The following is an 11,761-nucleotide window of genomic DNA, read 5'->3' as shown; positions in this document are numbered from 1 at the left end:
GCGGTGATTCGATCAAAGGAAGGATGTCCGGTGACTCTTGCAAACCGTTTCAGCAGAACACTGCTGCTCGCCACTCTGGCACTCCTTTCCACCACGGCCCTCGCGGCCGGCGACGGCGCCCAACCGGCGCCACCATCGGCTTCGCTGTCACTCATCCCGATGCCAGCCAAGCTGACAAGGTCGGCGGGATCGCTGACTATCGATGCCGATACCGTCATCGTGGTCGACCGCAACGATGCCGCGGCCAAAAGCATCGCGACCTACCTGGCGGCACAACTCAAACAGAGCCGCGGACTCGATCTGCGTATCGCCGACAGCGCCGGTACGGCGAAAGCGATCGTGCTCAAGCGCGACAGCAAAGCGGGCACGCCGGCCGAAGGCTACACACTCGATGTCAATGCCAAGGGCGTGCGCATTCACGCAGGCGATGACGCGGGACTTTTCCACGGCGCCGTGACGCTGTGGCAGCTGCTGACGCAGAACGAAGCGCACGGTCCGGTCGAACTGACCGCCTTGCATATCGAAGACGCGCCGCGTTTTCGTTGGCGCGGCCTGATGCTGGATTCCGCGCGCCATTTCCAGAGCGTCGACGAGATCCGCGCGCTGCTCGATCAGATGGCGCTGCACAAACTCAACGTGCTGCACTGGCATCTCACCGACGATCAGGGCTGGCGCATCGAGATCAAGCGCTATCCCGAACTCACTCGCATCGGCGCGTGGCGCACGCCACCCGATGCCAGCCGCGACGGCGAGCCGTCACGCTACGGTGGCTATTACACGCAGGACGACATCCGCGCCATCGTGGCCTATGCCGCCGAGCGCCACATCACCGTGGTGCCCGAGCTGGACATGCCCGGCCATGCGCAGGCCGCCGTGGCGGCGTATCCGGAGCTGGGCGTTACCGGCAAGCGTCCGCCTGTCTCGCCGGACTGGGGCGTCAACACCTATCTCTACAACGTCGACGATGCCACGTTCGCCTTCATCGACCATGTGCTCGATGAAGTGATGGCGTTGTTCCCGTCGTGCTACATCCACCTCGGTGGCGACGAAGCAGTGAAGGACCAGTGGCAGGCCTCGCCAGCGGTGCAGGCGAAGATGCACGCGCTGGGGCTGAAGGACGAGAACGCGTTGCAAGGCTGGTTCATCGCCCGCGTCGGCCGCTATCTGCAGGCGCACGGCCGCCGCCTGATCGGCTGGGACGAAATTCTCGAAGGCGGTGTGCCGGCGAGTGCTACGGTGATGTCATGGCGTGGCGTCAAGGGCGCCATCGAGGCAGCGCAGAAGGACCATGACGTGGTCTCCTCGCCCGCGCCGGATCTGTATTTCGATCAGTTGCAGAGCGACCGCGCCGACGAAACCACTGGCCGCATTCCGGTGCGCGATCTCGCCAGCGTCTACGCCTTCGAGCCCGTGCCCAAGGAACTCACCGCGCAGCAGGCCGCGCACGTACTCGGTGCGCAGGCCAATGTGTGGACCGAACACATGCCGAGCGCCACACATGTGCAGCACGCGGTATTCCCGCGCCTTGATGCGTTGTCGGAGGTACTGTGGTCGCCAGCGTCCGCACGCGACTGGTCCGGCTTCCTCACGCGCATGCCGACACAGCTGGCCCGCTACCGTGCGCAAGGCATCGTTTATGCGGATAGCGCATTCGCGCCGTCGATCGAGGTGGACCGCAACGCGGCGCTCGTCAGCGGCAAGGCTAGGGTGACGCTGGCCAACCAGGCCGCTTACGGTGAGCTGCACTACACGCTCGACAACAGCACGCCGACGGCACAATCCCCGCTTTATCAGGGGCCGTTCGAAACCAGCCTGCCGGCGACCGTGCGCGCGGTAGCGCTGGATGGGCAAGGCCGGCCGCTCGCCGCGCCGCGCAGCCGCGTACTCGACGCTGTCAGCCTGCTCAGTCGCGAAAGCGCAGAGTTGCCGAACTGCCCCGGCAGCGATTTCCGCCTCCGCGTGCAGCCCACGCCGGACGCGACCACCCTTGCGCCTGCCTACAGCATCAACGTATTCGATACCTGCCAGTTCTTCCCGCAGGCGCGTCTGGATGGCGTGACCTCGATTCACGTGGAAGCGGCACGTCTGGAGCGCAACTATCAACTGGCCCACGAAGCCAGGCTGGTCGTGTCGCGCCCGGCGAAGACCGAGTTCGGCGAGCTGGTGGTGCATCTCGATACGTGTGACGGGCCGGCCCTCGCCAGCATGCCGCTGCCCGACCCCGCGACCAACCCGCGCCGCTTCACGCTGGCGGCGGGATTGCCGGATCACATCGGTACGCATGATCTCTGCCTGATCTTCACCGCGCCCATCACCGGTCCGCTCTACGGACTGGAGCGTGTCAGCCTGACTCCGAGCACGGTGAAATGAGCGCGACAGGGCGGCTCGCTTCGGTCGACGCTCTGCGCGGCTGCACCGTGGCCGCGATGTTGCTGGTGAACGACCCGGGCGATTGGGGGCACGTCTTCGCACCACTCGAGCATTCGGCATGGAACGGCTGCACACCGACCGATCTGGTGTTTCCGTTCTTTCTGTTTGTGGTCGGTGTGTCGGTGGCGCTGGCGATCGGGCCGCGGTTGGAGCAGGGCGCGGATCGCCCATCGCTGATGCGCGCGGCATGGGTGCGCGCGCTGCGCATCGTGGCGCTCGGCCTGCTGATCAATGTGCTGGCGTGGCTGATCATGCCCGGCACGCATCTGCGCTTCCCCGGCGTACTGCAGCGGATCGGCGTGTGCTTCGCGGCGGTGGCCGCGTTCGAGATCTATACGAGCCCACGTGCGCAATGGGCTTCATTCGCCGCGCTCCTGCTGGGTTACTGGGGATTGTTGGTGCTGGGTGGCTCGCTGGAGCCGTGGAGCAATGTGGTCAGCCGCTTTGATAGCGCGGTGTTCGGTCCCTTTGTGTATCAGATCGATGCGGCGAGCGGGCGTGGCCACGATCCGGAGGGCTTGCTCGGCGTACTGCCTTCCATCGCAACCTGCCTGTTGGGTCTGCGGGCCGGGGACTGGCTGCGCCGGGGGCAGATCAAGGCATTGCTGTTCGGCGGCGTGATGGCTTTGGCGCTGGGTGCGCTGTGGTCGCTGGTGTTTCCGCTCAACAAGAATCTTTGGACGTCGTCGTTCGTGTTGTGGACCGGTGGGTGGGCCATGTTGGCGCTGGTGCTGTTCCATGTGCTGGTTGATCAGCGTGGGTGGCCTGCGTGGGGGCGGCGGTTCGGGGTGAATGCGGTGGCGGCGTATGCGGGGTCGGAGTTGATGCAGATTCTGTTGCCTGGGTTGGGTTTGCAGGAGCCGCTTTATCGGGTGGGGTTTGCTTCGTGGATGGTGCCGGTGGCGGGGCCGTATGTGGCTTCGCTGGCGTTTGCGGTGGTGTTTGTTTTTGTGTGGTGGGTGATTGTTTGGGTGATGGATAGGCGGCGCTGGTACTTGAAGCTCTGACTTCCTCTCTCCTCGGGAGAACGCTCGATCCTTGCGACATCTCTCCCTACTCCGTCATTCCGGCGCAGGCCGGAGGCGCTTTACAACAGCGAAGCTGGTCATCCAGTAGTGGTGCGCTTCGACTTTCGCGTCTGCGTGCCCTGGCTCGTCTGCCGCGGGCTTCCGAACCGCTGCCGCGGTCCGGGTCACTTTCTCTTTGCTGGCCCAAAGAGAAAGTAACCAAAGAGAAATGGCCTGAAGAGCAGGCGGTGCGCTTCGTAGCGGCGCCTTCTCCAGTGTCAGACGTCGGGATGGTTTTCTTCGAGGCCTTCACTGCTCCACTGCGGACTCGAAGATCCAGAACGATGTTGCTCCTGCCCCCTCCCCTGCTCGCAGGGGAGGGTTGGGGAGGGGTGAGTACTTGAGATAGCGTTTCCCCGCTTCCCGCATGAAGTCACGAAGTGACATTTGCCTGGGCTATCATCGCCCGCTTGCTGACATCAAGCTGACGAAAGGGGCTCTCTGATGAATCATCTTCCACGGCTCGCGCGTTGCGGGCTGATGCTCGCTGTGACGGCTTTGCTGAGTGCTTGTGCGAGTCAGGCGGTGACGCCGCCGCAGGGTTCGCGTGCTGCGGCGATCGATGTGCCTGCGATCCAGCGGCCGGATGGCGAAACGCCGCAGTGGTGGTTCCGCAATGGCGCGGCGCAGGCGGTGCAGGCTTCGGCGCAGGCGAATGCGCGGGGGCAGAAGGCGAAGAATGTCATTGTGTTTCTGGGCGATGGCATGAGCATTCCCACGATTGCGGCGGCGCATGTGTATGCGGGGCAGCGCAAGGGTGTGGATGGCGAGAGTTACCGCTTGAGTTTCGAGCAGTTTCCGTTTAGTGCGTTGAGCCGTACGTATGAGACGGATCAGCAGACGCCGGATTCGGCGGGCACGATGACGGCGATCATGACGGGCGTGAAGACGCGCGGCGGTTTCATCGGTGTGTCGCAGGTACCGCGCCGCCAGGATTGCGCGGCGAGCAAGGGACAGGAGCTGGTGACCACGCTGGAGCTGGCGGCGGCGGCGGGCATGAGTACCGGCGCGATCACCACCACGCGTATCACGCACGCTACGCCGGCGGCGACTTACGGCCATCTGCCGGAGCGCAACTGGGAAGTGGATGCGGAGCTGACGCCGGAAGCGAAGGCGCAGGGCTGCAAGGATTTCGCCGCACAGCTGGTGGATTTCCCCGCCATCGACGGCCTCACCGTCGCCATGGGCGGCGGCCGCACCGAGTTCATGCCGGCGGGTGAGACCGATCCGGAATATGCCAACAAGGTGGGTCAGCGCCTCGACGGCCGCGATCTGATCGCGGAGTGGAGGGCGAAGCATCCGGGCGGTGCGTATGTGTGGAACGACAAGCAGCTGAAGGCGCTGGATCTCGCGCATACGCCGCGCCTGCTTGGCCTGTTCGAGCCGTCGCATATGAACTTTGAGCACGAGCGCGCCAAGGACAAGGCCGGCGAGCCGAGCCTGGCGGAGATGACCGCCAGCGCCATCGAAGTGCTGAAGCAGAATCCGAACGGTTTCTTCCTGATGGTGGAAGGCGGCCGCATCGATCACGCCCTGCACGCGGGCAATGCGTATCGTGCGCTGGACGAAACGGCGGCGTTCGCCGATGCCGTGTCGGCGGCGCTGGCACATACCGACCCCGCCGATACGCTGATCGTCGTCACCGCCGATCACTCGCATACGATGACCTTCGCCGGCTATCCCAAGCGTGGCAACGGCATTCTCGATGTGGTCAAGGGCCACACCGACAGCTACGACGAAGAAGGTGGCGCAGGCATGGCGCGCGATGCGGCCGGCAAGCCGTACACCACGCTCGGCTTCGCCAACGGCCCGGGCTACACCGGCGCCAGCAACCGCCAGCCGGAAGGCAGCAAGCGCTATCCGCACAATCCCAGCGAATACGAGCACATCAGCAAGGGACGCCCGGATCTGAGTAAGGTCGATACCACCGATCCTGACTACATGCAGGAATCCATCGTGCCGCTGAAGGCGGAAACGCATGGCGGCGAAGATGTGGCGGTCTTCGCCAATGGCCCGGGTGCTCAGGCCTTCCACGGCGAGATCGAGCAGAACGCGATCTTCCACGTGATCGTGCAGCACTCGCCGCTGATCCGTGCCGAGTTGTGCAAGCTCGGTAGCTGCAATGCCGATGGTGTGCCGGTGGATCGGCCGGCCTATCAGGCATGGCTGAAGCAGGTAAATACGCCTGCGGTGAAGCAGTAGAAGCTCGCGAGGCGCCATGGCGGCCCATCGCTGGCCGTCATGGTGTCTTTAGCAATGTTCTATACCGCGCCGAGCTATCCCAGCAGCAGTTCGGGGTGCGGATTGGCGCCGAAGGGCGCGCGTTCGCCGAGACGCAAGGCCGCGGCGACATATGCCCAGAGTCCATCTGGCGTGGCCGCATCCTCGGGCGGTGAGCCGTCAGGCTGCTGACGTCCCGCGCTACCGGTTTTGACGTACTTGCCGATGACCGTTGCTGTCCCGCCTTTCGCGTGATCCGATCCGGGCAGGGTGCGGCTGAACTCGCCTGTCAGCAGCGTCACCACATTACGCCCGGGCATGGCCATGACGCGGCTGAGGAAGGTGACGAGTGATGGCGTAACCGGAGCCATGATCTCGCGCGCGGCCTTCCCCACGTCATCCTTGTGCGTATCGAACTGGCGATCCTGTCGTCCGGTGTAGGCGGGCTGCGCAAAAATGACGCCGGTCCCCGCGTGGATCAGCGCTTCGACGCTGGCAAAGGTCGAACGTTGGTCGTTGATAGCGATGCTGCCGGCAGGAACGCCGTAGACATGACGAATAGCGTCGAACTCCGGCATGGGAAAGGATCGGCGCGCGTCATTGAGCTTCTCGATGCGTTCGAAGGCGATGGAGCCCTCGGCCGCGGGATTCGCAGAGACGCCCACGGGCAGGCCGAGATTGTTGACGATGGCGCAGGGGGTCGCGCTATCCGGCATGGCTGCCGCCATGCGCAACAGCTGGCTGCGCGAACCTGTCTGCAGTACCGCGGCGCGCGAGTCATTGTGGGAATAGAGCCCGTGCCGGAACGGGATTGCTGCCATATGCGCCAGCGCTGGCGAGGGCAGCATGCCCATTGAGCCGGCGTCGACATAAAGGCCATTGCCCAGGGCGCGAACATTGTTGGGCGTGACGCCGAACGCGCCGTTGGCAAGAAAGGAATCCGCGCTGTTGAACAGGCCGGCCGGCCCGCCATTCAACCAGAACACCACCAGGGTCGGCCGTTCGCCGGCGCGAGATTTCGCCTGGAGACCAAGATCGCCGAGCGCCAGCGCTCCGGCCAGGGCAACGCCGGCCTTGAGTACGGTGCGCCGCGTGATGATGGGTGTGCTCATGGGTGTCTTCGCCGACCGTTGTTGCGGTGACTCCGCAGGTTCAGACTTAGCCTAGCCCTGTCCGTATACAGAGATGGAGTCATCCGATGTCGCGTTTCAGACAGTACGTGCGGCGTGTGTCTTCATGGCCGATGACGGCGCTCGCCAAGGATTACCCGCGGGGCTGCCATATCCCGAAGCATCGGCATCGGCGCGGGCAACTTATCTATGCCGCGTCGGGCGTGATGCAGGTGACGACGCGCGAAGGCATCTGGATCGTGCCGCCGCAGCGCTCGCTATGGGTACCGATCGGCATGGCGCACGAGATCCATATGGAAGGCCAGGTGGCCGTACGCATGCTGTATCTCGATCGTGATACCAGCGCGTTGTTTGGAACGCATTGCAGGGTGCTCGCTGTGTCCGCCCTGCTCAGGGAGCTCATCCTTGCGGCCGTCCAGGCGCATGGGGAGAAAGACGGCGAGCGCATGGAGGTGATGGCACCGCTGTTGCTGCACGAGCTGCAAGAGGCGGACGAAACGGCTTTCCATATTCCCGTGCCGTCCGACCCGCGCCTGAAGAAAGTCTGCCAGCGGCTGCTGGATGAAACATCGCGCGTGGAATCGCTGGAACAACTGGCCCAGCGCGTTGGTGCAAGCAGCCGGACACTGGCGCGGCTATTCGAAAGTGAGTTGAAGATGTCATTCGTGCGCTGGCGGCAGCATGTCCGCCTTGCCCGGGCACTCAGCCAGATGAGCCTGGGCCACCCCATCAAGACGGTCGCACGCGATGCGGGCTATGCGAGCAGCAGTGCGTTCTGCAGCATGTTCCATCGCATCATGGGTGCTACGCCTACCGACTATCTGAGTCAATCGGCCGTCTCTCGCGGAGCGCACTCTGCCTCGTAGTGCGCGGCGCGTCATCGCAGTGTCAAAGAACGTACACGTAACAACTCCACGATAAGCGGTCCCCGCGCTCCACCGGCGCCGCTTCAACTGGAGTCTCCCTACATGCAGAAGAATCTGCTGGCTGCGGCTGTAGCCATCGTCCTTGCCAGTGTCGTTCCCGCTGCTTTTGCGAACGATGTCGATCAGCCCGCCGCTGACGCGGCCACCGCGAAGCCGGATACCGCCAAGAACCTCGAAGGCGTCTCCGTGATCGGCCAGGGCGAAACGCGCCAGGTGCAGCGCGTGACGCCGGCGGATACCACCGTGTTGCCGGCCGGTACCAGCATCCAGAAGGTGCTGAACCGCATGCCGGGTGTGAACGTGCAGTCCAACGATGCGTTCGGCGCGAACGAGGAATCGCAGACCATCAGCCTGCGCGGCTTCAACGGCCAGCGCCTGGGCTACACGCTGGATGGCGTGCCGCTCGGCGACAACGCCTACGGCAACTACAACGGCCTCAACATCAGCCGCGCACTGATCTCCGAGAACGCCGTGGGCGCCGAACTGGCGGAAGGCATCGGTAGTCTCGGCATCGCCTCCACCAGCAATCTCGGCGGTGCGATCCAGTACTTCTCGGCCGATCCGGAAGCCAAGTTCGGTGGCCGCTTCGGGCAGACCTTCGGCAGCGACCAGAACCGCCGCACCTATCTGCGTCTGGATACCGGCGACTATCACGGCTTCTCGATGTACCTCTCCGGCATTCGCGCCACCGCCGACATGTGGGCGCCGCCGAGTTCGCCGACCACCACCAAGCAGTTCAATGCCAAGGCGGTGTATCAGTTCGACGGCGGCCGCATCACTGCATTCGCGGATACCTCGCGCACCTCGCAGGCCGATTACGCCTATCTCTCCAAGAGCGGCATGGGGCGTGGCCTCGGCTGGGACTGGAATCTCTACGCGCCGGACTGGAAGCGTGCGCTGGCCGCGGCGTACTGCTCGCCGGCTTACACCATCAAGGGTGCGAAGGACGCGCGCTGCGGATTTTCCGGTGGCGTCGACAATATCGATGACGCTTACTACCAGAGCCGTGCGCTGCGTCGCGACGATCTGTACTACCTCGCCGGCGACTTCAATCCCAGCGAAAGCGTGACCCTGCATGGCCAGGTCTATCACCATGAGAACGCCGGTCAGGGCCACTGGTGGTCGCCGGGCCAGAAGTCGAATCCGGGTACGGCGCAGGAGCTGCCGATCTCGATCCGCAGCACCAACTACAAGATCAACCGTACCGGCGCCATCGCCTCGCTGGGCTGGGACATCGGCGGGCATCACCTGGAAGGCGGCGTGTGGTACGAGCAGAACCATCACAACGTCGAGCGCAACTTCTACTACATCCCTTATACGATCAGCACCAGTCCGATCAACGACGACACTTACCTCAGCAACCCGAACCGCCGCCTGTTCAGCCAGGCCTACGTGATCACCACGCGACAGGCGTATGTGCAGGACAGCTTCAAGCTGTTTGACGACAAGCTCAGCGTGGATGTGGGCGTAAAGAGCCCGCACACCACCATGACCGCGAAGCAAGCCACCGGCAACTTCGAGGCGCCGGTCGCCAATGGCACCCTGAAGGCGGACAAGAATCTACTGCCCCAGATCGGCCTGGGCTACAAGATCGACGCGAACCAGGAGCTGTTCCTCTCCTACGCGAAGAACATCGCCGCGTTTCAGGGCGGCGGCGCCAGCGGCCCGCTGCTGGTGACGCAGTCCTCGTTCAATGCCACGCAGGGCAACCTCAAGCCGGAGCAGTCGCGCACCATCGAAGGCGGCTACCGCTACGTGGAGCGCGAATTCGAAGCATCGGCGGCGCTGTACGACGTGAAGTTCGACAACCGCCTGCTCTCGCTCAACCCCTGCCCGAGCATCCAGCAGGGCACCACGCCAGCGTGTACCACGCGTTTCTATAACGTGGGCTCGGTAAGCAGCAAGGGCGCGGAGTTCACCTTCATCTGGAAACCGTTCGAGCATTTCCAGTGGTACAACTCGGCGTCCTTCAACCGCTCCACCTACGACAACGACTATGTGCAGAACGGCATCACCGTGCCGACCAAGGGCAAGGTCACGGTCGACACGCCCAAGCGCATGTTCGCCAGCGAAATCAGCTGGGTCTACGGCCCGTGGAACGTGAGCCTGCGCGGCAAGTACACCGGCACGCGCTACTACACCTATACCAATGACCAGGGCTTTGGCGGCTACACCTCGTTCGACTTCGGTGCGGGCTACGACTTCGGCGCGGCATGGTTTGCGCAGGACATTCGCCTGTCCTTGAACGTCACCAACCTCACGGACAAGCGCTACGCTTCCAACCTTACGGCGTTCGCCAACACCGATCCGAACGGGCGGCAGCTGGCATTCCACGCGAGTGCGCCGCGGCAGAGTTTCCTGACGTTGGATGTGAAGTTCTGATCGGGCGTCGCAAGGATTCACCCCCTCCCAACCCCCCCCTGCAAGCAGGGGGAGGAGCTAAAGCTTGCGATGGCCAGCTCCCTCCCCTGCTCGCAGGGGAGGGTTGGGGAGGGGTAAGCCCTAGCGATACCGCCGCATTCCTTGCGCTAACCAATCACCTCGGATCCGCCCATGAAACCGCTATGCTGGATCGCTCTCGCTACCTTGGGCTTGGCCTTGCCTTACGCCGCTCACGCTGTTGAAAAGCCCATCGCCGCCAAAGTCCTGGTGATCGGCCATCGCGGTGCCAGTGCGCTGCGTCCGGAGCACACGCTGGCTTCCTACGGCAAAGCCATCGCCGACGGCGCCGATTTCATCGAGCCGGATCTGGTGATGACCAAGGACGGCGTGCCGGTGGCGCGTCACGAGAACGAGATCAGCGGCACCACCGATGTCGCCAGCCATCCGGAATTCGCCGGGCGCAAGACCACCAAGACCATCGATGGCCATGCGGTCACCGGCTGGTTCACGGAAGACTTCACGCTGGCCGAACTGAAAACCCTGCGTGCGCGCGAACGTCTGCCGGAACTGCGCAGCACCAAGTACGACGGCCAGTTCCAGATTCCCACGCTGGACGAGATCATCGATTTCGTCGCGACGGAATCGGCCACGCGCGAGCGTGTGATCGGCATCATTCCCGAAATCAAGCACGGCACCTACTTCCAGAAGGCCAAGCTGCCGATGGAAGACCGCGTGCTGGCGATTCTCGCCGCGCATGCGTACACGCGCACGGCGCCGGTGGAAATCCAGTCGTTCGAGATCGCCAACTTGCGCTATCTGCGCGACAAGCTCGGCAAGAGCCATCCGAACATCCACCTGCTGCAGTTGCTCGACGACGCCAAAGAGCAGCCCTACGACGTGGTCGCGGCCGGCGGCAAGCTGACCTACGGCGAGATGATGACGCCAGCCGGCCTGCGCGACATCGCTGGCTATGCCGATGCGATCGGTCCCAATATCCGCGCCATCATTCCGCTGGCGAAGGACGGCACGCTCGGGCAGCCGACGTCGCTGGCGCACGATGCGCATGCGGTGAAGCTGGAGCTGCATCCATACACGTTCCGCCCGGAGAACCACTTCCAGGCGAAGAACTTCTGGCAAGGCAGCGATCCGAAGGCGTTCAACGAGGCCGGCTCCATCGCGGAGATCCGTGCTTATCTCGATGCCGGCGTGGATGCGTTCTTCACCGACGATCCGGCCATCGGTCGCAAAGCCGTCGACGGCAGGTAATGGTTTTTGGCGGCGCGGCCGATGCGGGCGGGGCTTGTGTCGGTCCTTGCGATGACGGCACGGGGCTTTTGTCATAGTCATGAAGACGCCGCCCCTTTCTTATCCAAACGGACTGGCGTCCTTTGCGTTGCGCTGACGATTTTCTGTATGGCAGGTACGAGAGCTCTCTGATTGCGCGCGAAGCTTGTTGCTGGACAATCGCGCAGGCGCCAACTATCCAGACAGAATCAGATCGACTACTTGTCACCGCCAATGGTATTCACGTACACGTGAGAGGGCGGCTGCCGCGCTGTTTGAAGTGCGGTACTTTCCGGCAGTCGGGTGCGTTCTTTTCTTCGCT

At 63.7% G+C, this 11,761-nt stretch carries 7 protein-coding genes; 6 read left to right on the top strand and 1 reads right to left on the bottom strand.

The window, feature by feature from the left end:
- Window positions 1-30: 30 nt before the first annotated feature.
- From ISS97_RS09350 to ISS97_RS09340, 3 genes are all read left to right on the top strand, one after another.
- A complete protein-coding gene (locus ISS97_RS09350; RefSeq protein WP_379985087.1) occupies window positions 31-2,370 on the top strand; it encodes a beta-N-acetylhexosaminidase in 2,340 nt (779 codons plus the stop codon).
- Complete coding sequence (locus tag ISS97_RS09345) at window positions 2,367-3,437, top strand: acyltransferase family protein (protein ID WP_379985088.1); 1,071 nt, start codon at window positions 2,367-2,369, stop codon at window positions 3,435-3,437. The genes ISS97_RS09350 and ISS97_RS09345 overlap by 4 nt, the downstream gene beginning before the upstream one ends.
- A 504-nt stretch (window positions 3,438-3,941) precedes the next feature.
- Window positions 3,942-5,699, top strand: coding sequence for an alkaline phosphatase (locus ISS97_RS09340; RefSeq protein ID WP_379985089.1), 1,758 nt, complete (start codon window positions 3,942-3,944; stop codon window positions 5,697-5,699).
- A 74-nt stretch (window positions 5,700-5,773) separates the two neighbouring features.
- Here ISS97_RS09340 and ISS97_RS09335 read toward each other — a convergent pair whose 3' ends face one another.
- Window positions 5,774-6,829, bottom strand: a complete 1,056-nt coding sequence (locus tag ISS97_RS09335) for a hypothetical protein (RefSeq protein WP_379985090.1) — start codon at window positions 6,827-6,829, stop codon at window positions 5,774-5,776.
- A gap of 86 nt (window positions 6,830-6,915) precedes the next feature.
- On the opposite strand from ISS97_RS09335, the gene ISS97_RS09330 reads away from it, so the two are divergent.
- The 3 genes from ISS97_RS09330 (at window position 6,916) to ISS97_RS09320 (ending at window position 11,421) form a co-directional block, all read left to right on the top strand.
- Window positions 6,916-7,713: an AraC family transcriptional regulator gene (locus tag ISS97_RS09330; protein WP_379985091.1), complete on the top strand. Its 798-nt coding sequence runs from the start codon at window positions 6,916-6,918 to the stop codon at window positions 7,711-7,713.
- A gap of 102 nt (window positions 7,714-7,815) precedes the next feature.
- Complete coding sequence (locus tag ISS97_RS09325) at window positions 7,816-10,155, top strand: TonB-dependent receptor (RefSeq protein WP_379985092.1); 2,340 nt, start codon at window positions 7,816-7,818, stop codon at window positions 10,153-10,155.
- Between the two features lie 171 nt (window positions 10,156-10,326).
- The gene (locus tag ISS97_RS09320; protein ID WP_379985093.1) at window positions 10,327-11,421 is read left to right on the top strand and encodes a glycerophosphodiester phosphodiesterase; all 1,095 of its coding nucleotides are present in this window, start codon (window positions 10,327-10,329) and stop codon (window positions 11,419-11,421) included.
- Window positions 11,422-11,761 lie beyond the last annotated feature (340 nt).

Origin of the sequence: Dyella koreensis (genome assembly GCF_044904565.1) — a bacterium.
In the GTDB taxonomy this organism is placed as follows: Bacteria; Pseudomonadota; Gammaproteobacteria; order Xanthomonadales; family Rhodanobacteraceae; genus Dyella_D; species Dyella_D koreensis.
Note: the sequence above shows the minus strand (reverse complement) of the source record. Positions and strands in the feature narration are given on the sequence as shown.

Bases quoted from the DNA above. Each gene is read 5' to 3' on its own strand.
- ISS97_RS09345 (WP_379985088.1), top strand. From the start codon at position 2,367: ATGAGCGCGACAGGGCGGCTCGCTTCGGTCGACGCTCTGCGCGGCTGC.
- ISS97_RS09340 (WP_379985089.1), top strand. From the start codon at position 3,942: ATGAATCATCTTCCACGGCTCGCGCGTTGCGGGCTGATGCTCGCTGTG.
- ISS97_RS09335 (WP_379985090.1), bottom strand. From the start codon at position 6,829: ATGAGCACACCCATCATCACGCGGCGCACCGTACTCAAGGCCGGCGTT.
- ISS97_RS09330 (WP_379985091.1), top strand. From the start codon at position 6,916: ATGTCGCGTTTCAGACAGTACGTGCGGCGTGTGTCTTCATGGCCGATG.
- ISS97_RS09325 (WP_379985092.1), top strand. From the start codon at position 7,816: ATGCAGAAGAATCTGCTGGCTGCGGCTGTAGCCATCGTCCTTGCCAGT.
- ISS97_RS09320 (WP_379985093.1), top strand. From the start codon at position 10,327: ATGAAACCGCTATGCTGGATCGCTCTCGCTACCTTGGGCTTGGCCTTG.